This window comes from Methanotorris igneus Kol 5 (genome assembly GCF_000214415.1).
Taxonomy (GTDB): Archaea; AGJL01; Methanococci; order Methanococcales; family Methanococcaceae; genus Methanotorris; species Methanotorris igneus.
Window position 1 is genome coordinate 842,705 of record NC_015562.1, and the last position, 26,419, is coordinate 869,123.

A 26,419-nucleotide genomic window follows, 5' to 3' on the forward strand; every position below is an offset into this window, starting at 1 on the left:
TTAAAAAGGATGGTATTATGCCAATGATTAATATTGACAATAAATTTGTTTTAAAATCCATGAAAAAGGTCTTTGTTGAAGAATTGGAAGAAATGGAAAATGAATTAAAAAAATTGTATGAAAAATACAATATAAATAGCAGTAAGGAGTTGGCATTTGATATATCGGAGGGGTTTATAACCAGTGAGGAAGCAAGGCAGGATTTAGAAAGAATGAAATATTTAGAGGAGAATATTGAAAGGATTAGAAGTTATTTGAGGGATATAAACATGCTTTCTATTTAACTTTTTACTTAAATTTAATTTATTTAATTTAACATGGTGAAATAATGGAAAAACACAATATCCTTATCATTGGTGGCTACGATCCAACTGGTGGAGCAGGGGTTATTGCAGATGCAAAAACCGCAAAGGTTTTAGGAGTTAATCCCCTAACAATAACAACCTCTATAATTCCCCAAAACAATAAAGCAGTTTATAATAAAGTAGATATTCCTAAAAAAGTTATTAAAGAGCAGTTAGATGCTATTTTTGAAGATTTTGATGTTTCTATTGTTAAAACAGGAGTTTTAAATGAGGATGCAATAAATTTGATTTTAAAATACAAAAAAGATTATGATTTTAAGATTGTATGTGACCCTGTTTTAAAATCAACAACTAACTATGAATTTGTTGATGAGAACTTGCTGGAGAAACATGTTGATTTGTTTAATGAATGCTACTTAATCACCCCAAATGAAGAAGAATTCAATACCATCATTAATTTTATCGAAAAAAACAACCTTTGGAAAAAATTTGACAAAAACCCTTATGTTTTAGTTACAGGAACTAATGATAAGCTAATAACCCTCAAAGATAAGAATGTTATTGAAACAATAAAAGGAAAGAAAATAGATAAAGAAGTCCATGGGACAGGTTGTGTATTTTCCTCTGCAATAGCATCATTTTTATGTAGGGGAGAGGAGTTAATAGATGCCATTAAAAAAGCAAAGGATATTGTTTTAGCATCTGTAGTTTATGCCACAAAAACAAAATACGGCTACAACTCAAACCCTACATACATAAACAAAGAAAAAGTAATAAAAAATTTAAGTTACGCCTTATATTTACTAAAAAAGATAAACTTTAGCTTAATTCCAGAAGTTGGATCAAATATTGCTGAGAGTTTACTTTTGCCAAATAGTTTTAAAGATGTTGCAGCACTAACTGGGAGAATTATAAAAAATAAGTTGGGGGGCTTTTATATTGTTGGGGACATAGAGTTTGGGGCGTCTGAGCATATAGCAAAGATTATATTAGCTGCAAAAAACTACGACCCACAAATTAGGGCATGTATGAATATAAGGTATGATGAAGATTTGATAGATGTTTTATCAGAAAAATTCAGCATTTCTTCATTTGACAGAAAGCTCGAACCCCCAAATGTATCGACAATGGAATGGGGAACAAAATACGCATGCGAAAAATTTGGTGGCGTTCCAGATATAATATATGACAAAGGAGGAGATGGAAAGGAGCCAATGATTAGGGTCTTAGGTGTTGATGCAATAGATGTAGTTAAAAAAGTTGCAGAGATACAAAGGATTTACGACCGTATGTAAAAAAATAAATCTAAAATAAAAAAATTATAAAAATTTAAGTTATGAAATAAGACACAATGGACTTAAAAATTGATTAATAGATTGATTTCATAACGACGTCCAAAATTAGGGGACTTAACACTTCCATCTCAGCAATATCTACACATGTCCCAAAACCAATCATTTCAATTTGAACCTTCCCAACTACGCATTCTCTCTCTTCAGAAACTTCTGGTGGTGTTTTTTGATGTATGATAGATATCTTTCTTATTCTTCCAATTATTCCTTCTGTTCCTGGGATTATGTCATCTTTTACAACTGAAGTGATGAACACAAAATCTCCAACATCAACGGACTTCAACGCCAATAAATTATCTGCACTCTTCAAATTTAGGGTTTTTATATGGTTCTTTATAAGTTCTGACAACGCATGTGGTGATATTCCTGCCAAAGCAATGATTCTCATAAATACCCCTTTTTTGTTTTTTGATTTTATTATTTTTTACAGATACATTGGATACTCGCTTCTTGCAGTTTTTGTCATTAATTTTGCATGTTCTTGTGCCAATTGCTTTATCTTCTCATCAATTTTATCTGCCTCTTCTATTAACTCCTCTACATTCACGTTAAGACCATACATCTTGTTTAAAACATTTACAAGGTTTGACGCCCCTCTTGGGTCAGGCCTTATGCCAACAGTTTCAGCAAGTAGGCCAATTGCAGGTATTTTGTTGTTGTTGCTTTTTACTATCAAACTTCCAGATACTCCTCCAACCATCCCAAATTTTAAAATAGGAATGTCGTATTTTTCAAAAATTTCTAATAGCTCTTTTGATGATGCTATTCCATAAACCTTTTCAGATTTTCCTGTTGCGAGTCCCCCTAAGGACACAACTATTTGTGGGTTAATCGGAGTTAATATTTCAACAATTTTATCTGAGAGCTTATGCACTATAACTGGCGGAATTATCACGTCTGAAAATAAGACGATTAAATCCTCCCTCCCATAAACTCTTATTGGTGGATAAACAACCCCCTCCTCAACAAGATTTACTGGAGGCGCTTCTGGAACATCAAAGTATCCAATACACTCTAATTCCAATTTTTTTATGATTTGATATGCTGCAATACTTCCAACTAATCCAACACCAGGAAAACCCTCAATGACAAGAGGGTTTTTGAAATCGATTTCTTTTTTGGCAATGTATTCCATTTTACCTCCCCACCATGTAAATTTACAAATATATATTCTATTTGATCAAACTATATTATATGGTTTTTGATTTCTTATTTGGAAAGTTTGGCAAAACCTTTTAGGTTTTGCCGTATTTTTTTTTGAAGTAAAGTCGTTGCATTATAGATATACATTGATAAATATTGTAATCTCCAAAAAATCCATTTTATTTTAAAATCTAAGTTAAAAAATATGGTTATGCCAATAAACATAACAAAAAATAAATTTAAAATTAAAATTTAGAATATCTTACAATCTTGCAGGCCCAGCATCCTCAAATCCTTGCCTTAAACCCTTACCAGCATTTTTCCTTAGATATTCTGGTTTGAATAATAGGTAATATACATTTTCAGCATGCTCCTCTGCTCTCCTCTTTGCAAGCCATTCAAGTTCTTTGTCATCCTTTGCCTCATCTTCATGAACAAAGACCTCTATTATGTGTTTGTTTGTCATTAACTGGGCTAACATCAACCCTTGAGATGCCTCATGAGCACAAACTTTATCCTTCTCTGCCTTTCCAGGCATTCCAAGAGCCATAACGATTTCACAACCCTCCTCCTCAATCAACTTCTTACATGCCACAGGCAGATCTTTTATTCCCGGAACGGTGTATCTAACTATCTTTATTTTTGATGTCAATTCATTCAATTTTTTTATTGCTGCAGAAGCCATATCAACCCTTGCAAAGGTTGTATCTACAATACCTACTTTTATTACCATATTTCTCACCAAAATTACGGAAAATTATTTTTGTTTTGTAATTCCCCTAATCTATTTATTATTTATTATCATTTTTTAGATATTTGCTATATAGGTATTTACCTATAAATAACTACAATCTTTAACGAAATAATAAAGGAGTAAATGTGCTTTATTTAAAAATTTATACTACTTATTACCTTAATTACAAATTTTATGCATGTTAAATTACTCCTTTTGTGCTAACAACTCCCTTTCTTTCATCGATTCTTGTAGCCATATCCAAAGCAACACCAAACGCCTTAAACAATGCTTCTATTTTATGATGCTCATTTTCTCCAACAACTTCAAAATGGATGTTTATTTTTGCATTGTTTGCTAAGGCCTCAAAGAAATGTTTTACATTTTCAGTCGATAAATTCCCAACTTTATCCCTCTTTGGGACATAATTGTCCACTACATAAGGTCTTCCACCCAAATCAATAGCAACCATCGCTCTTGCTTCATCCATTGGCACTATTGCCCATCCAAACCTATTGATGTTCTTTTTTTCAATTTTATCCAGTGCCATCCCCAAGCAAATTCCCACATCTTCAACGGTATGGTGGTCATCAACTTCTAAATCACCCTCTACCTTAATATACAAATCAAATGCTCCATGTTTTGCAAAAGAAGAAAGAACATGGTCAAAAAAAGGTATGCCTGTATTTATATCATATTTCCCAGTTCCATCGATGTTAATTTTTAATTCAATTTTTGTTTCATTTGTTTCTCTTTTAACCTCAACAACTCTCATGATTTCACCAAAAAATAAATTTTAAGATTCTTAAACTTAACTTATTATAAGATCTCTACTAAAAAAATTAATTTACTTTAAAAAATAAGAAGATAAAAATAAATAATTAAGTTTAGAATCTGCTGATTCTCTTCAACAGCATTCCTTCAACTTTGACAGGATATGTTCTCCTTGCCAATTTAATTGCTGCATTTAACCTTTCTTCTGAACTTGAATATATCGTATAGAGGACATCTCCCTTTTCTACCTTATTTCCAATTTTAACATTTAAATATACTCCTGCCTTTTTATCCCTTGGAGCTCCGGCCTCTTTTGCCACCTTTGTTATAAGTTTGTTTGAGATTTGTGTTACATAACCATCCATCGGTGCTATTATCTCTGCCTTATATTCTCCAACTTCAATTTCATCAGAACTCTTTGGTTCTCCACCTTGAGCAGTTATTATTTCATGCATCTTCTCCAGTGCCTTTCCAGATGCTAAAATTTCCTCTGCAACAGATTTTCCTCTTCCATGTGGTGCCACACCACCCATCTCTAAAAGCATCCCTGCCAATGATAACGCCTTTTCAATCAAACTTGAAGGTGCCTCTTTATAGTTCTCCAATGCCATCAACGCCTCTTTTGCCTCTAATGCAGGACCTATTGCCCTACCTATCGGCTGCCCTCCATAAGTTATTGCACATTCAACATGCACATTTACTCTCTCTCCCAACTCTATAAATTTCCTTGCCAAACTTGCTGCCTCATCTACGGTTTTTACCTTTGCCCCCTCACCTGTAGGGATATCTATAACCAAATACTTAATACCAGCAGCAATTTTCTTGGACATTACACTTGACAAAAGCAATGGCTCAGGATCTATTGACAAAGGCCTCTCAACATTTATTGTTATATCATCCGCTGGAGCCAAGTCAATAGCCCCTCCCCAAACCATACAACCATTTGTGGTTGTTACTACCTGCTTTATCTCATCCAATGATAAATCAACCCTTGTCAAAACTTCAACAACGTCTGCTGTTCCAGCTGCTGATGTAATTGCTCTTGAGGATGTTTTTGGTATCGTGAGCCCTGCCGCTGCTACTATAGGAACAACTAAAAGGGCAGTTTTATTTCCTGGAACCCCTCCAATACTGTGCACATCAACTACTAAACTCTCTTCCCAATCAATCATGTCTCCAGTTTCTGCCATTCTTTTTGTCATTTCTTCAATTTCCTTCATATCCATACCGTTGATATACAAGGCAGTAACAAATGCTGTATTTTCAATGTTTGATAACTTCCCTGCTACCATCTCATCAATTATTGTATGTATCTCTTCTGGTTTTAATGTTTGACCATCCATCTTCTTTCTTATATACGCCACTGAAAGTGGAGTTTCAGCATGCCTTATTATAACCTCATCCCCATCTTTAACAGGAATTTCTTTTGTAATTTCTCTAAATATTCCTATTTCCCCCTTATTAACTAATGTTTTTGTTGAATGCAACACACCAACAAAAGAACCTGCTGGGGTCTCAACCAACACTCTATCTTGTGGATAGTAAGGAGTCCCTTTCAAATCTTCCTCATTCATAATAACTGCATTTATCCCAATGTCCAAATCAAACAATTTCGCTTTTAAGAACAGCATGTAATTCCCCCTTAATTATTTACCTTAACAAGAATTTACACTAAAATATATTACATGTTGTATTTTAAATATTATTTGTTTTATTAACTTTAATTAACTTTAATTATAGTCACCCACGGAGTCAATATAGTCATTTGCGTTATAGATGACTAAATACACAACAAATTAAAGGATATCTTATACTTTATTTGAAAATTTAACCGTAATTTCACATTTTTAAAAAATTTAACAGGGAAATCTTCGATTCACCATAATTTTTATTATGCTTAAATAAGCGACAAAAATTCTACAGACTACTATCAATTACCATTAAAAAAATTTTAAATTTAAGCAAAGATACAAGATACAAATTGAAATTTTTAGTTATGGTCATGAAAATATAGTTGTTTACGAAATTTTTATAATTTATTTAAACACTCACAAAATTTCAAATTATGATGTTAGTTGTTTTAAATTTGAAAATGTTTTATAACCCCATAAAATTTCTTGAAGGCATATCCAATTTCTAATGCAAGTAACTATAATTTATGAACTATTAGCTAAACAATTAATGTTGGTGGATAAAATGGGTAAAATGCTTAAAAGATTAATTAGTTATAATAAAGCGAGAGATATAGTTTTTAACGAGTGGGATAAGTTTTTGATGGATAAAATTAAAATAGTTCCTTTATTGGATGCATTAGATAAAGTATCTCATGAAGATATAGAATCTCCAGTGGATTTACCCATGTTTGATAGGGCAGCTATGGATGGCTATGCAGTTAGAGCAGAAGACACCTTTGGGGCATCAACCACGAATCCTCTGATCTTAAATTTAGTTGATAGTGAGGATATTGATGAAGGAGAATGTGTAAAAGTATTCACTGGCTCAAAAATGCCTAAAAATGCAAATGCTGTTGTTATGAAAGAGTATTGTAATGAGGAAGATGATTTTGTTGAGATATATAAAGGTGTTCATCCATACGAAAATGTCTCAAGGACTGGGGAAGATGTCAAAAGAGGAGATATACTATTAAAAAAAGGAGAGATTATCTCTCCCTACCACATAGCGATCTTATCATCTGTTGGAATAAAAGAAATTAAGGTTTATGATGTAAATGTTGGAATCATAGCAACTGGAGATGAACTCGTTGATTTGGAAGAAGTTAACAATATGGAAGAGCTAAAAAATAAAAGTAAGATAATAAATTCAAATTCTTTAATGTTATATGCTTTGGTAAAAGAAGCTGGTTTAAACCCAAAAATTTATGGGAAAATAGATGATGATAAAGAGAAGATAAAATCAGCAGTAAAAAAAGCAATAACTGAAAATGATATTGTAATTACAACGGGAGGTACTTCGGTAGGAGATAGGGATTATATAGTAGAAGTGATTAATGAGTTAGGTAACATTATTATTCATGGTGTCCAAATACGACCTGGGAAACCTTTTGGATTTGGTAAAATAAACAACAAATTAATATTTATGCTTTCTGGGTATCCAGTAGCATCTGCTGTTCAATTTGAATTATTTATAAGAAGTTATTTCAAAAAAAGAAAGAAAATAAAACTTCCATTAAAAAGAAACATTGCATCTGAACTCGGTAGAACAGACATAGTTAGGGTCAAAATTGAAGATTCTGAAGTAGAGCCATTAAGAATCACTGGGAGTGGTGTTATCTCCTCATTAACGAAAGCGGATGGCTATATAATAATACCAGAGAACGTTGAAGGATATGAAAAAGGGGAATATGTTGAAGTTTATTTATTCTAAGATTTAAATATTTTCTAAATTTAAATAAAGTTCATTCATAATTTTAAGATTTTAGGATTTTAAAGGTGATTGCATGGATGTGTGGTTGGATTTGACAAATGCACCTCATGTTCATTATTTTTCACAATTAATAAAGAAATTTGAAAAAGAAGGAATTGATTATCTAATAACTACAAGAAAATCTCAAAATTTGGAAGAATTACTAAACATTTATGGATTTGAATACATATGTGTTGGGAAACACGGAGAAAGCCTAAAAGATAAATTAATCTACTCTGCAGAGAGAATCATAGAACTCACCAAAATTATTGACAAAGAAAAGCCAAAGGTTGCAATAGCAAAGCACTCCGTTGAATTGCCACGTGTAGCCTTTGGGTTGAGCATTCCTGTGGTCTTTATTGTTGATAATGAGCATGCAGAAGCGCAAAATAAACTCACTCTCCCACTTACAGATGATATAATAATTCCAATAGGCACGAAAAAGAGTAAATTAAAAAAACAGGGAGGAAGAAACTTTACAACCTTCAATGGAACATGTGAGGTAGCAAATGTAAATTCACGATTAAAAGGAATACTGCCAATTGACAAGGACATATTAAAAAAATTAGGAATAGACAATGACAACCCAACAATAGTCATGAGGTCAAGGCCAAATTCATCATACTGCAATGGAAAAAAGGATATAATCCCAAAAATCATAGAAAAACTTAGAGAAAAGATTGATTGCAATATCGTGGCGTTTCCAAGGGATGAAAAGCAGAGGAAAAAATACATTTCACTAAATGCAATAGTTCCCAATACAATAGATGCTATTTCCCTCCTCTATTTTGCAGATGCCATGGTAGGAGCAGGAGGAACTATGAACAGAGAGGCGGCAGTTTTAGGGATTCCAACAGTCTCTTGTTATCCAAAGGAGTTACTTGGTGTTGATAAATATCTAATAAAGATGGGAAAAATGACTCACATGAAAAATGTAAATAGAATAGTTAACTATGTCATTGAAAATTTAGGTACTAAAAATAAAAAAAATAAAAATATTGAATTGGAAGATCCAACAGACCTGATGTTTGAAAAGGTGTGCAGTTATTTAAAAAGATAATTAAAGATAATTTGGATATAGTTGTTCGCCTTACAAATGCACTAAATCCCCATTAAATTATATAAGGGATAATTAACTATTAATTTTACAATATGATTTATTAAATGGCAAAACAAAGTTTTGCCGTAAAATATTACAGCGAACATATTATTCCCATTTTTGACAACTTAATCAAAATTTACCTTTGGCTTTAAGGTATAAGTATTTATGGAGTTTTCGTTATTCTCATCGATAATTTTTATATCTTTAAGTGTCCTCAGCCCTTGACTCTCAGCTGTTTTTTCTATACCCAATTTTTTATCTGTGTCTATGTAAATTATGTAGGCATCTAACTTTGGTATGCCTAATTTATATGCAGCCACTGCCCTATGGTGTCCATCAATTAAAATATACCCACTTTTCTTTGTTTTTATGGCAATTATTGGTTCTGCAAGACCTTTCTTTAATTCATACATTCTCCCAGTTAATTCATCCTCATGAACCTTTGATTGTGTAGGTTTAAGTTCATCTATTGAAACATAGCCCCTCTCAACTCTTGTTTTTAGCCCTAAATTTTCATACGTCTTTACAATTTTATTTAATTTCTCAGGTGTTGTCTTCTCTATTTGTGACCTTATGACATCGGTGTTTGTTATTATTCCAACTAAGTTGTTTTCATCATCAACCACAGGAAGCTTAGAAAATCCAGTCCTAAACATCAACCTACCAATATCCATGATATCTGCATCGGGCTTAGCCACGATCATGTCTTCTCTTTTTGTCATGATGTTACCTATCTTCTCATTCTCATCCTTGCCTACTAAATCATGAACTGAAACAATACCAACCAATTTACCATCCACAACAACAGGAAATGCATCGTGACCAGTTTCTTTAACGAATCTTATAGCATCTTTAACTGTATTGTCAGGAGAAAGACAATCCACCTTTTTTGTCATGTATTCACTTACTTTAACCATTGCTATCCCATCCTAACAAAACTTTGCTAACTGCTTTATTTCATTGAGGTTTGCCATCAGATCAGTTCGAACAACAAATCCAAAGGATTTTGTTTAATTTTAACAAAACAACTATAAGATAACACAAAATAGAAAACCACATCTTTAAATATCTTCATTTTCATATTCTTTGACAAAATTAGTATCTTTATCATGCTTTCGGAATAAAATTTCCTTTGTTTTTTTGTTTCTAATTTCTAAAATTCTATGAAATGGAATGTGGGTTGTATCATGAACTATAAAAGAGCCCTCAATATGCACTTCATCCATAGATATAACTTTCTCCATAGATATAACTTTCTTATTATTCTCCGCTCCCCTATGCAAATAAACAATTTCAAAATCTTCTGGGTTGTATTTGGGATGCCAAAGTATCTTATTTATAAGCTCTTTTAACATTTTTTCACATTACTCTGATTTTTCTGTTTGAAACCTTTAAAGGTTCCCCCAAAACGGATGCCCCATTTCATTCGGCATACTCTCTTACTACAAGTTCTCCTAAACATTTCCTCACAACTATTCTGATGTTTTCTGTTTTTCTTCTTCTTTTATACCCATAACTTCAAAGATTTTTGTTCTTATTGCCTCTTCAACAAGTTTCCTCAGAGATTCTTTATCAGAAACGGCCTTAAATATACCTAATGGTATATAGGCTGCTGCAGCTGCTTGGTGTCCTCCACCATCAAATGCCTTTCTCAAAATATCCCCGACGTCAACCCTCAAGTCCTTAGTTCTCGCGGATATGTGGATATTATCCCCCACAATACCAAATACAAATGTTGTTGTTATTCCCTCCATCCTCAACAAGAAATCTGCTGCCCTTGGTAATGCATCCCTATTACTTATCTCACCAACATAAGAGAGTGCAATGTTTCCTTTTACAATTTTTCTATTTAGAACTGCTTTTGCAAGAACTTCCATTGTTTCTGTATCCATATCAGGATTCTCAATCATCTGCAAGGTCTTTGCATCAATTAGTCCTTGCAAATAACCCGCAGCGTCAAAGTCCTTTTTTGTCACTTTTCTTTTAAAGTAGTTTGTGTCTGATGCTATTGCATAAAATAACGCCGTTGCTAAATCCCTGCTTGGGGATATGTCAAGTTCCCTCAAATATTCTGTTAAAATTGTTGCTGTAGCCCCAACATCTGACTGAACATCCATATATCTTGCAGTTAAATCACCATTTTCGTGATGATCTATAACAATATCAATTTCTTTTGTTTCCGGGTCAAATGGCAGATTTTTTGAACTTGATGTATCAACCACTGCTATAGCACAATACTTACTTAAGTCAACGTCCCTAATGTGTTTCATTTTTATACCAAGTAAGTTTATCATTGCCTTATTTTCATCAAACCCTATATTTCCTCCATATGCAATATCTGCCTCAACATCCCATTTTGAAGCTATAGTTTTCAATGCCATCGCACTTGCCATAGCATCTGGGTCGGGATTATTATGTGTGACTATTAAGAGAGGTGCTATATCTTTCTCCTTATTACCTTCTTTTTCACCATTATTTGATCCAAGACATTCTCTCTTAGCTTTAATTAATATATTTTTCAGGTCAAACAACTTCCTCTTTAATTTTGATTTTTCAATTTCTTTTATAACCTCTCTTGCTGCACTCTCTAATGGGTAAATAATTCTATCAATTGGCAACTCATCATACAAGTCAGGATATTTTGGAATCCCCCTTACAATTTTGTGGGCTTTTGGATTCAATTCACAAACCAATTCTGCTATTTTCCTATTGATTTCTGGATTATTCGTTAAGATAACTATAGTATCTGCTAACTCAATCCCTGCTTTCTTAAGAACCTCTACATCCGTTGCATCTCCAACAATATATTTAAAATCAACCTGCTCAACTGAATCAAAAACTGTCTCTTTATTATCAACCACTACAACAGTATCGATAGTTTTGGCATGATTTACGACCCTACGCCCAAAAGAACCATATCCTATAATTAGTATCATACTTTACCTCCAATAAGGTAGGTTGTAAAATAACTTTTGTTTTAAATGTTAGTTATTAGTTGACACATTAATTAGTATTATAATTATCATAATTATTAAATTCAAGTATGACTTATTTAAACATAGCCACACAATTGAATTATAACAATAGGTATTGTTTTATTTAATTTTTGTCTTCATGTTATTTTATATTTTTTACTGTTCATCAACAACTTTCCAAAATCTTTATATGTTCACAAAACAACATTTAAGATTAAAAGTGGCTTAGGTGGATATATTGCCAAGAAAACAGAGATTTTGTTTAGATACAACGGCACTTACCGACACCTCAGTAAGAGAGGCGTTGGGAGTAAAGACAATCACCGAAAGCACAAATAAAATTCTTGATTTAATCGCTAAGGCAAGGATGAAATTAGATATCTCATGCCATATCCCATATCCGTCTGTATATAATGAATTAATCGGATTTTTAGAAAGAGAAAATTGTCCAAAGGATATAATAGTTAAAGTAGACACATGGTTAGTGAAAAAAACCCCAAACCGATACGAGATAAAGATACCTTCGGAAATATTCTATGAGTATATCAAAGATTTGAGGGAGAGAATAAACAAGGGTATGAGAATTAGCGAAAATGCAATGTATGAGACAGCACTACAAACCTACAACTTATCCCAATCAAAGGAACTAAACAGAGAAGAAGTAATTAATCAAGTTCTATCAAAAACAATAAATAGTTTCAGAAATAAATATAGAAGTGCATTGAGAGTAGGAACCTTAGATAGTGCTCCTGATTTAGATGTTCTTTTATTAGCAAAGGAGCTTGATGCTGCTGTTGTGGCAAGTGATGAGGGCGTTGAAAAATGGGCTCAAAGATTAGGGTTGAGATTCGTTAAAGCAAGGGATTTCCCGTTTATGCTTGAGGAATATTTAAGCCATGTCAAATAACTTATATAGTCGTTTGCGTTATAAATGAATACAATCTTCAATTAAAATTAAATATTTAAATTATGCTTTATTTTAGATTCTGCATAAATTATTATCATTTTTAGAATGGGTTGAATATGGAAAAGAATTTCACAAACTATAATACATCCAAATGTAATAAAAACCAAAGAAACACGGTGAAATATTATGGTATTGTTGTTGATAAGAGGAGATAATTATGAAAAAATAAAAAATGCCTTAGCAGATGTCGATAGACATGCTGAATTAACCATTATTGGAAAACCAAGAATTATATTGCCAGAAGCAGCTGATGAGATATTAAAACACATTTTGGGAGAGATTAAAAAACCTTGTAAAAAAGCATGTCTTGCAAAAATTGAAGAAAGTGCTCCAAAGGCTATTGATAGAATAAGAAAAATTCATCCACCAGCACATATTGTTGTCCTCAGTGAAAGATATGAAATGTACGAAGATTTACTTAGAGACTTTCCAAGAATGCCTGTCTTAAAAGGTTATTATAAAAGCAAAAAAGACAGCAAAAAAATAAAGAAAAATAAACACAAAAACACATAACAATCTTCATTTTTATAACTAATCGGGGAGGGGGGATTATGTTATCTTTTGAAGATTATCCTTCAATAGAAGAAATTAAGAAAGAGAAAGAAATTCTACATCAAGAAGGTATTAAAAAAATAGAATACCTAAAAAAGATTAGAGCTGATTTAGATAAATTACGTAGTCAATATGATGATGAAATTTTAAATAATCAACTGTCAATAAAGATAAAAAAATTGGAAGATGAACTTGCCAACACTATTGCAAATCTTGCAAAAATAGATACTGCATTAAAGATATTAGATGCCACTGAGTATATATTGGAAAATAATATATTTGGAGATAAGTGGGGTATTATAACATCAAAAATTAAGTTCGAAGAATTAATGGATATTATTGTTGATGAGAACTTCGATTTAGCCCGTATATACAAAAAGTTATATGATTTGGCAGGGATAAATGACAAAAAAATTTTGAAAAAAATTGAAAATCTCAATCAAGAATTACTCGATGAACCCAAAGAGGAACATTTAGAAAAAAATGATTCAATAGTAGATAGGACAAAAAATATAAAAAAATTTTTGAGGTGAGGAAATGAAACAAGTGAAGAGTGTAAATTTTAGAGAATTAGACAAAAAAATCAAGAAATTTTGGGAAGAAAATAAAATATACGAAAAAGTAAAAAAGATGAACGAACATGGGCCAGAATATTACTTTGTTGATGGTCCTCCATACTGTTCAGGAGCAATACACTTAGGAACTGCATGGAACAAGATAATTAAAGATACTGTATTGAGATTTAAGAGGATGCAAGGATACAATGTTTTAGACAAAGCAGGATGGGACATGCACGGATTACCAATAGAAGTTAAGGTTGAGAATGAGTTTGGAATAAAAAACAAAAAAGAGATAGAAACAAAAATTGGAACAGAAAACTTCATTGAAAAATGTAAAGAATTCGCTTTGAAACACAAAGAAATAATGGAAGGGCAATTTAAAAACTTGGGAGTTTGGTTGGATTGGGAAAACGCATACATGCCAATAACAAAAGAATATATGGAGATTGGATGGTGGACATTAAAAAAGGCACATGAAAAAGGTTTATTAACAAAGGACTTGAGAGTTGGATATTGGTGTCCAAGATGTGAGACATCATTGGCAGAGCATGAGGTTAGAGGGGAATATAAGGAAGTTTCCGACCCGTCCGTGTATGTTAAATTCAAAGTTAAGGATAAAGAGAATGAATACATTGTCATTTGGACAACAACACCATGGACATTACCTTCAAACTTAGCAGTTGCTGTGCATCCAGAGTATGACTATGCATATGTTGAGGTTGAATTTGAAGATAGAAAGGAGACATGGATTATTGCAGAGAAGTTAGTTGAGGACGTAATGAAAAAAGCAAAGAAACAAAACAACATAAAATCCTACAAGATAATAAAGACAGTTAAAGGTAAGGATTTAGAAGGAATAAAATACATCCACCCATTGTTGGAGGAGAACGAAAGGCAAAAAGAATTTGCTGAATTGAAAAATGCCCACACCATCATCTTAGGAGAGCATGTTACATTAGAGGGAGGAACTGGGCTTGTCCATACCGCTCCAGGACATGGGGAAGAGGACTTTGAAGTTGGGAAAAAGTATGGGTTGCCAATATATTCACCAATAGACGATGAAGGTAAATATGTTGAAGGAAAATGGAAAGGAATCTTTGTTAAAGATGCAGACAATGATATAATTGAAACACTCAAAAATAAAGGGCTCTTAGTATTTGCAGGAAAGATAAAACACAGCTACCCACACTGTTGGAGATGTAAAACCCCATTATTGTTTAGGGCTACAGAACAGTGGTATCTCTCAATTTCAAAAATTAAAGATGATATTATTAAGCACGCTAAAACCGTTGACTGGGTTCCAAAGTGGGTTGAGACAAGGTATATAAATGGAGTTAAATTCGTTGGAGATTGGAACATATCAAGGCAAAGATATTGGGGAATCCCAATCCCAGTTTGGGTTTGTGAGAAGTGTGGGAATTATGTTGTTATAGGTAGTGTTGAGGAGTTAAAAGAGAGAATGATTAATGACGTTGAGTTGGATGACTTGCATAAACCAACAGTAGATAAAGTTATATTAAGATGTGAATGTGGAGGAGAGATGAAGAGAATTCCAGATGTCTTAGATGTGTGGTTTGACTCTGGATTGGCTCCTTACGCATCAATTGGAGCAAAAGAACTTAAAAAAGCGGACTTCATCACAGAGGGGCATGACCAAGTTACAAAGTGGTTCTATTCACAACATGCATTAAGTGCAGTTGTATTTGGAGATGTTCCTTACAAAAAATGTCTCATGCATGGGTTTACCTTAGATGAGAAAGGAGACAAGATGAGTAAAAGCTTAGGAAATATAGTTAATCCAGATGATGTTGTTGAAAAATATGGGGCAGATTTGTTGAGGTTCTACTTACTCAGTGCAAATAAGGTTTGGGAAGATTTAAGGTTTGTCTGGGATGAGATGGATGATGTAAGGAGTATGTTCAACACATTGTGGAACTCCTATGCATTCGCTGTAAATTACATGGTGTTGGATGACTTTAAGCCAAATGATGAGTATATGAAGTATTTGAGAGATGAAGACAGATGGATTATAAGCAAAATAAATTCAGTCGTGAAGGACTGCATAGAAGCATTAGAAATTCCTCACCTCCACACATACACATGGAAAATAAAAGACTTCATTTTGAATGATTTGAGTAGATGGTATATAAGGTTGATTAGAGACAGAACATGGAAAGAGAAAAACGATACTGATAAATTGGCAGCATATCAAACACTATACTATGTGTTAATGAAATTAATAACAATCATGGCTCCAGTTGCTCCGCACATAAGCGAGGAGATTTACCAAAACTTGAAAACAGAGGACATGCCAGAGAGCATATTCATGAACAGAATTACTGTTGATGAAAAGTTTATTGATAAGAAATTAGAGGAAGAAATGGAAATTGTTAGGGACATAGTTGATGCTATATTGAGAGGAAGAGATAAAGCAAAATACACATTGAGATATCCAATAAAGAAAATAACTATAACTGGAGACATTGAGGAAACAGTTAAAAAATACGCCCACATAATAAAAGAGCAAGGAAACGTAAAAGAAATTGAAATTGGAGAGTTTGAGGGCAACTTAATTGTCAAGCCAAACTACAGAGAGTTGGGTAAAGCATATAGAAGTGATGTTCCAAAGGTCGTAGCAATCATCAACAAATTCGACCCAAGAGAGTTGAGAGAAAAACTTAAGGATGGAGAGATTGAAGTTGATGGCTACATCATAAAACCAGAATACGTTGAGTTTAGAATGGAGATTCCAGAAAACATTATTGGAATGGAATTCTCAAAAGGAAACGTCTTCATAGACATTGAAATGAGCCCAGAGTTAATAAGGGAAGGGTTGATGAGGGAAGTTATAAGAAGAATCCAGGCAATGAGGAAAGATATGGACTTAGATATTGAGGAGAAGATAAAAGTAAAAATGGAAGGAATTGAATTTAGTGAAGAAATGCTAAAAGAAATTGAGAAGGAAGTTAGGGGGAAATTTGTTGAAGAGATAAAGGCAGATTATGAACAAGAATGGGAAATAAAAACACCAAACGGAGAGAAATACAAAGTTAAAATTAGCATTGAAAGAATCGAAAAATAAATAATTCCAACCTCCTATTTTTTGACCTATCAAAGTTAAATCCCCAAAAAGTAGGAGATTAAATTTCTATAAGCCATAATCATCGCTTCCAGCACAGATATACCATTATTCTTTGCATAAGAATAAATTAACCAATCAAAGGGTTCAATAAAAGCAGCAACCCCAATAAATGTCAAAGATAACAAGAGCATGGCTATTAAAATAAATTTATTCTTTCTATTTTTTTGATTTATTATTGGCAAGATATGATTTGCAGATTCAATACCAAGCACTATAGCCAATGCAAACCCAGCAAACTCAAAAACCCCATGTGGAACTATTGCAACTATATCACTCAACTGTATATTAACCCGTTCTGGTTATCCGCTACTTTTAAAACATACGAAACTGTCGTAGCGGATAACCTTCCAGCCTCCCATCTTCATTGGCTGGCTTTCGGGGGGAACGGAAACTCCCCACATCTTCAAGGCTCTCAACAGTCTCCATTCGGGCTTAAGACCCCACATATCGGAGACTGTACTGTCATAAATAATTAATATTTCATGATATATAAAAATTACGCTACTCGAAAATACACAAACTTTGCGCTTGTTGCTATCTATGAAACAGCCCACGAACCCAGTTATTGGATTTATAACTACAATTAAATAAAACAGCAGCAATGTCCTTAAATATTCTTTAAAATTACTCAAATCCTTCGAAATTTCTTTTTTATACAAATGAGATACTAAAACAAATGCAGAAACTATAATTAAGCATGCTGATGCATTGTTTATAAAATAAGATAGCACTATAGAATAATAACTAACACCCATCTTAGAAGAAACTGCAGATGAAACTACATGAAATTTAGCAGTTCCAACTTCACTCACAACCTCTACTGGCTCGTATAATATATTGCTTATCAACTTCCCAATAGATAGCGAAAATAAAAAACCTACCCAACACATTACATACGTTACTATAAATTTTAACTTGGTGTTTAACTCTAAAAACCTCTCAAATAAATTTTCTATAAATTCTATTCTTATTCCAAAACCCAAAATCTCCCCCTTCATTTAAAATTTGTAATTGCAAAAATGAAAATTAAAAAATTTCAAAAAAGTAGAGAGGTTTTATATCAATTTTATAGGTCTTATAGCACCACAAGCCATACATTTGAGCATATGTATTCTTCCTTCTTTGATGATTTTTGTATCTGGTTTTCCACACTCATGGCACAAAACATATTCCTTCAAGAAATCTTGGATTTTTGAGTTTACTAAATAACCACTAAATCTACCCTGCAAAACTAACCTTGTTCCTTCAAGATCTCCAGCAGTACCAAGTTCTTTCATAATATACTTTGCAAAGTAGTTTACATCCCTATCGATTAATTTAGCAATTTCTTTGAAGTTTCTGATTATTGTCCTACTACCTTCAACAAAGACCTCTGCTTCAGGAATCTCAAACCTCGCATCTTTAAATACATCTTCTGGAAGTTGTTCCCTTGCCCTCTTCAATAATGCCTCGTAATCATAATAATCAATACTCATCCTATCACCTCAAAATGAAATTGTTCCTCTTAATATATAAATTTAAGGTAGCCACGTCTTTTCATCCTTTATTTTCTCAGGTAAATACGTATCAACAACATATTTTAAACCATATTTTGCAAGAGACTGCTGTTCTGCCCTTACCTTCATATCTAACATTTGCTTTAATGCTTTTTGCCATTCAGGGAAGGATTTTACAAAGTCATCATTCTTTAACCCATCCTTTATCCTCTTAATATCCTGTTCCTTCAATGGGTGCGTTGGTAGGTCATAATCAATAATATCTTGAGGAGTTACACCAATCAACCTTGCAGAAGGAACTGCAAGTTTATCTGCCAAGTGCACTGCCTTACCACTACCAACCTTCAATGTCCTGTAAATATTCAAATACCCGTAAGGGTCACCGTCGGTAAATACTAAAACTGGGATATCATGTTCCTCATTCAATCTCTTTATAAATCTCCTTGTTGCCCTTGCTGGAACCCCCTTCAATGAAACTAAGATACAATTGTGTTTATCCCAAAACTTCTCGGCATTCAACCTTGCGAACATACCCGCAGTTTCTATTGCCAATATAAAGTCAGCATTTGTCTCAAATTCCAACCTTGTTACGTCATTAGGTATGTTGTATGCTCCAGTTCCTAATTTTGTACAATCCACTTTAATCTCTTCCCCTTCTGGGGTTCTATCAATTATTTTTAATGGTCCAACGACTGCCGAACCATCCTCTTCTGGAATAAATCCAAGATCCTCTCTTAGCACATCCAATGCCGCCTCTAAATCCTCAATAACGTTATTTGATGGTTGTTGGTCATCAAATCTTGCCTCTCCCCAATTTTTGGAAACATAATATGCTTCCCTAAGTGTTGAGAAGTCATTTGAATCTAAGAGTTGCTTTGAAAATTCTAACATCTTCACTGTTTGAGCAAAGATTTTTGCCTGATTCACAGTTAAGGTCCTTTCTTTTTCTTTACCCATCAACATGAAAGTTCCTGTTTCAGAGTCAAATCTCGCGTTGGTTAAACTTCTGATGGGTAGTTTGATCTTTGGTCTCTTACCTTTTAAAAGATCCTCATACATTTTATTTGCCAACTCTAAAATCTTTTTTCTTGCTATTTCTCTTGATTTTGAAATTACCATTATTTCACCACAATAAAAATTTTAAATGAGATAAATTAAAACCAATAAATTTTTATATTAAAATCTCTTCTTAATTAATTATTATATTGTATATTGATTGATACAACCCTATCACTTAAATTAATATAAATTGAAAAATTCTTTTCTCTGTTTTATTTAGGTGGTTTAATAAATTTACCTAAATAACCTCATAAAAAATATAAAAGCAAATAATAAATATATTCTCACTAAAATTATAACTTAATATTTATATTAATTTTTATCGGCATAACACATACCAAAATACATACATAACAACCTACTATAAATCTACAATTACAATGGAGGTTGGATCTTGAAATTCTTAAAAAATATTATTGAAAATGATGATTTCTCATATGAGAACGAGCCATTATCTGATGTAGATAAAGAATTATTGGAATTATTGGAACAAGCAAAGGCCAGAATAACAGTAGTAGGTTGTGGAGGGGCTGGAAACAATACAATAAATAGATTAACCTCTGAAGGTATTGAAGGGGCAAAAACTGTTGCTATTAACACTGATGCTCAACAATTATTAAAAACAAAGGCAGATAAAAAAATATTGATTGGTAGAAATTTAACAAGAGGGCTTGGTGCTGGTGGAAATCCAAAAATAGGTGAAGAATCAGCAAAAGAAAACGCAGAAGACATAAAGAACGAATTACAAGGGGCAGACATGGTGTTTATAACTTGTGGATTAGGCGGAGGAACGGGAACCGGTTCTGCCCCAGTTGTTGCAGAGATATCTAAGAAATTAGGGGCATTAACAGTTGCAATAGTAACACTACCATTCTCAATGGAAGGACAAATAAGGATGCAAAATGCGTTAGAAGGGTTAAATAAATTAAAAAATGTAGCGGATACAATAGTTGTCATTCCAAACGACAAATTGTTGGAAATAGTGCCAAACATCCCATTAAAAACAGCATTCAAAGTAGCTGATGAAGTCCTTATAAACTCTGTTAGAGGATTAGTTGAACTCATCACAAAAGATGGTCTCATAAACGTTGACTTCGCTGATGTCAGGGCAGTTATGAGTAATGGTGGAATGGCAATGATTGGTATTGGTGAGAGTGACAGCGAGAAGAGAGCAAAAGAAGCTGTTATGAATGCATTGAACTGTCCATTGCTTGATGTTGAAATCGATGGAGCTACAGGAGCATTAATACATGTTATAGGCCCAGAGGACTTAACATTAGATGAAGCAAAAGAGGTTGTAGGAACAGTATCAGAGAGATTAGATCCAAAAGCAACTATTATTTGGGGAGCAACAATAGACGAAAACTTAGAAAACACCATTCAAGTTTTATTGGTTGTAACTGGTGCAAAACCTAAGAGTGAATTTGGATTAAAACAAACCAAGAAGAGTTTAATAGATATACCAAAAATTTAATGCAAAATAACATCACAACATAATATAATAAAAAAATAATAAAAAAATACAATAAAAATTTATAACAAAAAACACATAACATGCATACGTCAGTTCTTTATGGTTTTTAAATAATCCGGTGGTAAAAATGGAAAAAACCAAAAACCTCGATATGAAAATTGAAGAACTAAAAAATTTTCTCTTGCAATGTAAAAGGGTTTTAATGGTCACAAGAAAACCTACAAAAGAAGAGTTCATAAACATCTCAAAGGTTACTGGATTAGGTATTTGCATTCTTGGAATAATTGGCTTTGTAATCCATGTTCCGATAGTTTATTTAAAAGGTTTAATTAAGCCTGTAAAATAATTTCAGATAATTCAGAAATTAATAAATACTAAAAACGCTATACAATAAACAATCCTATTATTCTTTTTTATGAACTTTTTGAATTTTTATGAATTTTTTGTTGTTGTGTTTTTAAAACTTTATCTGGTGAAACTATGATTTTTGCAGTAAGAACTACTGCTGGACAAGAAAAGAACGTAGCAGAGATGTTGGCATCAAAGGCAGAGAGGGAAAACTTAGACGTTTATTCCATCCTTGCAACAGAAAATCTAAAAGGTTACATATTAGTCGAGGCAGAGAATAGAGGAGTCGTTGAGGAATTGGTTAGAGGAGCATTTAAAGTAAAGGGTATCGTGCCAGGAACCACATCAATAGATGAGTTAGAACACCTACTAACACCAAGAAAACTTGTTGAGGATATTGAGAAAGGGGACCTCGTTGAACTTGTTGCAGGACCATTCAAAGGAGAGAGGGCAAGAGTAATCAGAGTCGATAAGCATAAGGAAGAAATCACCATAGAGTTAGAGCAAGCAGCAGTTCCAATACCAATAACTGTAAATGTTGAGCATGTGAAAATAGTATCAAAAAATAAATAATATGGTCATTTACGGAATTTTTCTCATATATCAAAACATAAAAAATTTTTTGGAAGAACAGTAAATTATTATGCAAAATTCAAATAAACTATAATCCACCTTTCAATTTTATTAATGATTATGACTTCCTATAATGCAAACGGCTATATAGTCATTCTGCGAATATGCGTTATGAATACCAAACTCTAATTTCAATTTGGCTTTGTTTAACAAACATCTAATTTAAAATTTTAAGTTATGTTAAGTGTTATTCATAGTCGTGTGCGGAATTGATATACGGCAAAACCTTTGGTTTTGCCATTTAATTTTTAAACTTATTTATGCATTAATGAATTTTTAAATAATCATTATCCTTCCTTAAAATATACGGCAAAACCTTTTAGGTTTGCCAAAAAATTGAAATAATGGATAAATCTTTAAGAATTTACCAATAGTATATTTCCAATTTCTAACGCACACGACTATAATTGCAGAACGACTATAATCACCTATAAGTTTTAAATACCCCTATTGCATATATAGTCATTTGCGTTATAAGTGGTTAGAAACACATAAAATTAAATATTGTTCTTTAAAACATTTGTTGTGGCTAAATAATATAACAAAAAATTTCGCAAACTACTGTATTTGCAATATGCGGAACATTCAAAAAAACTGAAAAATTTATATACAATTAAGCATAACCTTTGAAAGTTATCACTGAGGTGAGAGATATGGCTATTGAGGTCGTAGAAGTCCTTGTAACTGGTGGAAAAGCAACAGCGGGACCACCATTAGGTCCAGCAATTGGACCATTAGGAGTAAACGTAATGCAAGTTGTTAATGCGATAAACGAAAAAACAAAGGCATACGAGGGAATGCAAGTTCCTGTTAAAGTTAAAGTAGACACTGAAAAAAGAACATTCGAAATTGAAGTTGGTATCCCACCAACAAGTGCTTTAATAAAGAAAGAATTGGGCATTGAGAAAGGTGCTCACGAACCAAAACACGAAGTTGTTGGTAACTTAACAATGGAACAAGTCGTTAAAATTGCAAAGATGAAGTATGAAGGTATGTTATCCTACACATTGAAAAACGCTGTAAAAGAAGTTCTCGGAACATGTGTCTCAATGGGAGTAAATGTCGAAGGTAAACACCCAAAAGAAGTCACAAAATTAGTTGATGAAGGAGTTTACGACGAATACTTTAAAGAAGAATAACTCTCTTCATTAATTTTTATTTTTTATTTTTATATTAATTTATATATTTAAATTAATTGATTTTTTGGAATAAAAATAATTCAGTTTTGATAAAATTGAAAAAATTAATACTCTTATTTTGATGGACTAAGAATTTAAACCCTTTAACTTATTTCATAATTATCCGACAAAAATACCCAAATGTTGAATTATTAGATTCCCATTAATTTTAAATAATATGACATCCTATAAAATAAGGGTTTTGGAATTTTTAAGGAAAGGGATATTTTATAGCCGATGGAAAGCAATTACACGTAATAGGAGGTTTATTAATGACATGCACCATAATTGTCGGTGGACAGTGGGGAGATGAAGGTAAAGGGAAGATTGTAAGTTACCTCTGCGAAAAAGATTCCCCATACATTATTGCAAGAGGTGGAGTAGGCCCAAACGCTGGACACACTGTTGAGGTAGATGGAGAGAAATATGGAATCAGAATGGTTCCAACTGGCTTCCCAAACAAAAAGGTAAAACTTGCAATAGGAGCGGGAGTTTTGGTAGATCCCGAGGTTCTTTTAAAAGAAGTTGAAATGTTGGAAAAATTTGACGTTAGGAAGAGGTTAATTATAGATTACAGGTGTGGGATTATTGAGGAAAAACACAGGTTAATGGACAAATCAAACGAACACTTATCAAAGGAAATCGGTTCTACTGGAACAGGATGCGGCCCAGCAAATGTTGATAGGGCATTGAGAATTTTAAAACAGGCAAAGGACATTGAAGCATTGAAAGAATTTTTAGGAGACGTCTCTGAGGAAGTTAACGATGCTATTGACGCAGGTAAAAATGTGATGATTGAAGGAACTCAAGGGACATTATTGTCATTGTATTATGGAACCTATCCTTATGTAACATCAAAAGATACAACTGCTTCAACATTTGCAGCGGATGTCGGTATTGGCCCTACAAAAGTTGATGAAGTTATTGTTGTATTCAAATCATTCCCAACGAGAGTTGGTTGTGGGCCATTCCCAACAGAGATGCCACTGGAAGAAGCGGAGAAATTAGGTATTGTTGAATATGGAACCGTTACTGGTAGAAGGAGAAGGGTTGGGTATTTTGACTTTGAGTTGGCTAAGAAGGTTTGCAGATTAAACGGAGCTACCCAAATTGCCCTAACATGTTTGGATAAATACGATAACGCATGTTATGGAATCACTGAATATGGTGAATTAACTGATAAAGCAATTGAATTCATTGAGAAAATAGAAAAAGCAACAGGAGTTCCAGTTACAATAATTTCAACAGGTCCTGAACTGCACCAAACTATCGATAGAAGAGATGAACTATAATAAATTTCTTATAATTTCTTAGTCTTATTATTTCTTACTTAAAATTTTAAATTAAATTGTTATTCCTCATAAACCAAAACTCCATCTTTTTCTTTTATTTTTGGATGCAACATAAGAAACGCCCTAACAGCAGGAACACAGTTCCATTCCTTTCCCTCTTTGAGATTTTCAAAATTGTTCAAAAACAACTTCTTCCCAACGACTTCATCATTTTTACCCCTTAATTTTTTTATCACCACCTTATCCTTACTAACATACTTTATTTTATAAACTCCTCTTTTAGTTTTTGAATAAAATTCTCTATCACTATCAAAATATTCCTTCGCTATCCTCACTAATTCCCCCCATATTTTCTTAGGATTTATTATATTACCACCTCCCAACATAAAAATTCAATAAGCTATATAATAAATAAAGCAAATAAAAACCTATCACAAAGGATGGTAAAATGAAACTAAATATCATCTCCAAACAAAGAAAAAAAGAAACCCTGAAAAACCTAAAAGAATTTAGAAAGGCATTCAGAACAAATTTCAGAAAAAATAAGATTTACAAAATGATAGAAAAAATGCCATTAAACCTCAACAAATACCTAACAAAATATTCAACTGGAGGCATAATAAAAAAATACCCTGAAGACTTTATTGTTGAGGAAATAACGGAAGATGGCATTGTCTTAGAAGTTGGAAAAGAAATTGGTTTTAAAGATGAGGAAAACTGGAACGGTTCTTTTATCCACTTTACACTCGAAAAGAAAAATTGGAATACGTTAGATGCTATAAGAGAGATTGCAAAACAAACAAAATCAAAAAGAAAGAACTTTGGATTTGCAGGAACCAAGGACAAATTTGCCATAACTACCCAAAGAGTAGGGTGTTTTGGTGTAAGTATTGAGGACTTAAAGAAGGTAAACATCCCAAACATAACATTGAGAGACTTTCAAAAAACCAACAAAAAACTTAAAATTGGTTGTTTATGGGGGAATAGATTCACGATAAAAGTTAGAGATGTAGAAGTTGATAAATCTGAGCTGGATAATATTTTAAAAGAACTCTCAAAATTAAAATACGTATTGAATTACTTTGGAATTCAAAGATTTGGGAGTGTAAGGCCAATAACTCATGTTGTTGGTAAGTTTATAGTGCAGAGGGACTTTGAAAGTGCATTTTATGCCTATTGTGGAACTCCTTTACCATACGATGGTGAGAAATCAAAAGAAGCAAGATCTTTAGTTGATGAAGGAAAATTTAAGGAAGCTCTAAAAATTTATCCGAGGATATTCTACTATGAGAAGAGGATGATTAAGTATTATTTAAAGCATAGAGATTATAAAAAATCTTTTAATGTCCTACCTCCACAACTAAAATCTATGTTTGTAAATGCATATCAGTCCTATCTATTCAATGAAATGATAAATGAAAGATATAAGTACGGATTTGAGCCGTTAGAGGGAGATATTTTAAAAGATGGTCTTCCTACGGGAGCATTGATTGGCTATAATTCAAAATTTGCAGATGGGATTCAAGGAGAAATTGAAAGAGATATATTGGAAAGAGAAGGCATAAAATTAGAGGATTTCAAAATTAAAGGTTTTGGCAATTTCTTTGGAGATCGAAGGCCATTAATAGCAAGAATATATGATTTAGAGTATAGAATTGATGATGATGGTTATGTTTTGAGGTTTAAATTGGAGAAGGGAACTTATGCAACTTCTGTATTAAGAGAATTTATTGATAAAAAAATTAATATATAAGTAATCAAAAATATATAACTGTCCTTTTTTAGGCATGGACCTTCTAGGGATGAAAGTGCCTAAGGACGTTCTGGCTACACGGCGGCCGTATCGAGTAGCCATCAGGCATCGATGAAGATGCGGTTTTCCAAAGCCAGATACATTTTTCGTTCATTTTG

General features: G+C 32.8%; 27 protein-coding genes. 14 read left to right on the top strand and 13 right to left on the bottom strand.

Annotated elements, in window-relative coordinates; genetic code table 11:
• Window positions 1-17 precede the first annotated feature (17 nt).
• Both METIG_RS04075 and METIG_RS04080 read left to right on the top strand, forming a co-directional pair.
• A complete protein-coding gene (locus METIG_RS04075; RefSeq protein WP_013798973.1) occupies window positions 18-284 on the top strand; it encodes a hypothetical protein in 267 nt (88 codons plus the stop codon).
• Between the two features lie 44 nt (window positions 285-328).
• Window positions 329-1,600, top strand: coding sequence for a thiamine-phosphate synthase family protein (locus tag METIG_RS04080; RefSeq protein ID WP_013798974.1), 1,272 nt, complete (start codon window positions 329-331; stop codon window positions 1,598-1,600).
• A 73-nt stretch (window positions 1,601-1,673) separates the two neighbouring features.
• Here the strand turns inward: METIG_RS04080 and METIG_RS04085 are convergent, their stop codons facing one another.
• From METIG_RS04085 to METIG_RS04105, 5 genes are all read right to left on the bottom strand, one after another.
• Entirely contained in the window at window positions 1,674-2,045 is a 372-nt protein-coding gene (locus METIG_RS04085) for a DUF473 domain-containing protein (protein ID WP_013798975.1), read from the bottom strand.
• Window positions 2,046-2,081: 36 nt separating this feature from the next.
• A complete protein-coding gene (locus METIG_RS04090; protein ID WP_013798976.1) occupies window positions 2,082-2,792 on the bottom strand; it encodes a proteasome assembly chaperone family protein in 711 nt (236 codons plus the stop codon).
• A 270-nt stretch (window positions 2,793-3,062) separates the two neighbouring features.
• Entirely contained in the window at window positions 3,063-3,533 is a 471-nt protein-coding gene (gene ribC / locus METIG_RS04095) for a riboflavin synthase (RefSeq protein ID WP_013798977.1), read from the bottom strand.
• A gap of 202 nt (window positions 3,534-3,735) precedes the next feature.
• Entirely contained in the window at window positions 3,736-4,308 is a 573-nt protein-coding gene (gene hisB, locus METIG_RS04100) for an imidazoleglycerol-phosphate dehydratase HisB (RefSeq protein ID WP_013798978.1), read from the bottom strand.
• A 112-nt stretch (window positions 4,309-4,420) separates the two neighbouring features.
• Window positions 4,421-5,938 (bottom strand): AMP phosphorylase, encoded by a 1,518-nt coding sequence (locus tag METIG_RS04105; RefSeq protein WP_013798979.1) that lies wholly within the window; start codon window positions 5,936-5,938, stop codon window positions 4,421-4,423.
• Between the two features lie 565 nt (window positions 5,939-6,503).
• Between METIG_RS04105 and METIG_RS04110 the strand changes: the two genes are divergently transcribed.
• Together METIG_RS04110 and METIG_RS04115 are read left to right on the top strand one after the other, a co-directional pair.
• Window positions 6,504-7,691, top strand: coding sequence for a molybdopterin molybdotransferase MoeA (locus METIG_RS04110; protein ID WP_013798980.1), 1,188 nt, complete (start codon window positions 6,504-6,506; stop codon window positions 7,689-7,691).
• Window positions 7,692-7,764: 73 nt separating this feature from the next.
• Window positions 7,765-8,790 (top strand): DUF354 domain-containing protein, encoded by a 1,026-nt coding sequence (locus tag METIG_RS04115; RefSeq protein ID WP_013798981.1) that lies wholly within the window; start codon window positions 7,765-7,767, stop codon window positions 8,788-8,790.
• Between the two features lie 167 nt (window positions 8,791-8,957).
• On the opposite strand, the gene METIG_RS04120 is transcribed toward METIG_RS04115, so the two are convergent.
• The 3 genes from METIG_RS04120 to METIG_RS04130 form a co-directional block, all read right to left on the bottom strand.
• Window positions 8,958-9,749 carry a CBS domain-containing ParB/RepB/Spo0J family partition protein gene (locus METIG_RS04120; RefSeq protein ID WP_013798982.1) on the bottom strand — a complete coding sequence of 264 codons (792 nt, stop codon included), beginning with the start codon at window positions 9,747-9,749 and terminating at the stop codon, window positions 8,958-8,960.
• A 144-nt stretch (window positions 9,750-9,893) separates the two neighbouring features.
• Window positions 9,894-10,187, bottom strand: a complete 294-nt coding sequence (locus METIG_RS04125; protein ID WP_013798983.1) for a DUF504 domain-containing protein — start codon at window positions 10,185-10,187, stop codon at window positions 9,894-9,896.
• 117 nt (window positions 10,188-10,304) lie between these two features.
• Window positions 10,305-11,768 carry a DHH family phosphoesterase gene (locus METIG_RS04130; RefSeq protein ID WP_013798984.1) on the bottom strand — a complete coding sequence of 488 codons (1,464 nt, stop codon included), beginning with the start codon at window positions 11,766-11,768 and terminating at the stop codon, window positions 10,305-10,307.
• A 268-nt stretch (window positions 11,769-12,036) separates the two neighbouring features.
• On the opposite strand from METIG_RS04130, the gene METIG_RS04135 reads away from it, so the two are divergent.
• The 4 genes from METIG_RS04135 to ileS all read left to right on the top strand — a co-directional run bounded on the left by METIG_RS04135 (window position 12,037) and on the right by ileS (window position 16,968).
• Complete coding sequence (locus METIG_RS04135) at window positions 12,037-12,714, top strand: RNA ligase partner protein (RefSeq protein ID WP_172632608.1); 678 nt, start codon at window positions 12,037-12,039, stop codon at window positions 12,712-12,714.
• A 186-nt stretch (window positions 12,715-12,900) separates the two neighbouring features.
• Complete coding sequence (locus METIG_RS04140; RefSeq protein ID WP_013798986.1) at window positions 12,901-13,287, top strand: DUF356 domain-containing protein; 387 nt, start codon at window positions 12,901-12,903, stop codon at window positions 13,285-13,287.
• Between the two features lie 38 nt (window positions 13,288-13,325).
• Entirely contained in the window at window positions 13,326-13,859 is a 534-nt protein-coding gene (locus METIG_RS04145; protein ID WP_013798987.1) for a hypothetical protein, read from the top strand.
• 4 nt (window positions 13,860-13,863) lie between these two features.
• On the top strand, window positions 13,864-16,968 hold the full coding sequence (ileS, locus tag METIG_RS04150; protein WP_013798988.1) for an isoleucine--tRNA ligase: 3,105 nt from the start codon (window positions 13,864-13,866) through the stop codon (window positions 16,966-16,968).
• Window positions 16,969-17,003: 35 nt separating this feature from the next.
• On the opposite strand, the gene METIG_RS04155 is transcribed toward ileS, so the two are convergent.
• From METIG_RS04155 to METIG_RS04170, 4 genes are all read right to left on the bottom strand, one after another.
• Window positions 17,004-17,306 (bottom strand): hypothetical protein, encoded by a 303-nt coding sequence (locus METIG_RS04155; protein WP_052297396.1) that lies wholly within the window; start codon window positions 17,304-17,306, stop codon window positions 17,004-17,006.
• A 21-nt stretch (window positions 17,307-17,327) separates the two neighbouring features.
• Window positions 17,328-18,011 (bottom strand): hypothetical protein, encoded by a 684-nt coding sequence (locus tag METIG_RS09110; RefSeq protein ID WP_052297397.1) that lies wholly within the window; start codon window positions 18,009-18,011, stop codon window positions 17,328-17,330.
• A gap of 72 nt (window positions 18,012-18,083) precedes the next feature.
• Window positions 18,084-18,503, bottom strand: a complete 420-nt coding sequence (locus METIG_RS04165; RefSeq protein WP_013798990.1) for a translation initiation factor IF-2 subunit beta — start codon at window positions 18,501-18,503, stop codon at window positions 18,084-18,086.
• Window positions 18,504-18,545: 42 nt separating this feature from the next.
• A complete protein-coding gene (locus METIG_RS04170) occupies window positions 18,546-19,643 on the bottom strand; it encodes a DNA topoisomerase IV subunit A (protein WP_013798991.1) in 1,098 nt (365 codons plus the stop codon).
• 334 nt (window positions 19,644-19,977) lie between these two features.
• Between METIG_RS04170 and ftsZ the strand changes: the two genes are divergently transcribed.
• The 5 genes from ftsZ (at window position 19,978) to METIG_RS04195 (ending at window position 24,508) form a co-directional block, all read left to right on the top strand.
• A complete protein-coding gene (ftsZ, locus tag METIG_RS04175) occupies window positions 19,978-21,057 on the top strand; it encodes a cell division protein FtsZ (RefSeq protein ID WP_013798992.1) in 1,080 nt (359 codons plus the stop codon).
• 127 nt (window positions 21,058-21,184) lie between these two features.
• Window positions 21,185-21,403 carry a protein translocase SEC61 complex subunit gamma gene (locus METIG_RS04180; protein ID WP_013798993.1) on the top strand — a complete coding sequence of 73 codons (219 nt, stop codon included), beginning with the start codon at window positions 21,185-21,187 and terminating at the stop codon, window positions 21,401-21,403.
• A gap of 134 nt (window positions 21,404-21,537) precedes the next feature.
• Window positions 21,538-21,978 carry a transcription elongation factor Spt5 gene (locus tag METIG_RS04185; protein WP_013798994.1) on the top strand — a complete coding sequence of 147 codons (441 nt, stop codon included), beginning with the start codon at window positions 21,538-21,540 and terminating at the stop codon, window positions 21,976-21,978.
• A 713-nt stretch (window positions 21,979-22,691) separates the two neighbouring features.
• A complete protein-coding gene (locus METIG_RS04190) occupies window positions 22,692-23,177 on the top strand; it encodes a 50S ribosomal protein L11 (RefSeq protein WP_013798995.1) in 486 nt (161 codons plus the stop codon).
• 311 nt (window positions 23,178-23,488) lie between these two features.
• Window positions 23,489-24,508 (top strand): adenylosuccinate synthetase, encoded by a 1,020-nt coding sequence (locus tag METIG_RS04195; protein WP_013798996.1) that lies wholly within the window; start codon window positions 23,489-23,491, stop codon window positions 24,506-24,508.
• A 59-nt stretch (window positions 24,509-24,567) separates the two neighbouring features.
• On the opposite strand, the gene METIG_RS04200 is transcribed toward METIG_RS04195, so the two are convergent.
• Window positions 24,568-24,843: a hypothetical protein gene (locus tag METIG_RS04200; RefSeq protein WP_322785244.1), complete on the bottom strand. Its 276-nt coding sequence runs from the start codon at window positions 24,841-24,843 to the stop codon at window positions 24,568-24,570.
• A 113-nt stretch (window positions 24,844-24,956) separates the two neighbouring features.
• Between METIG_RS04200 and truD the strand changes: the two genes are divergently transcribed.
• A complete protein-coding gene (truD, locus tag METIG_RS04205) occupies window positions 24,957-26,261 on the top strand; it encodes a tRNA pseudouridine(13) synthase TruD (protein ID WP_013798998.1) in 1,305 nt (434 codons plus the stop codon).
• Window positions 26,262-26,419: the final 158 nt, after the last annotated feature.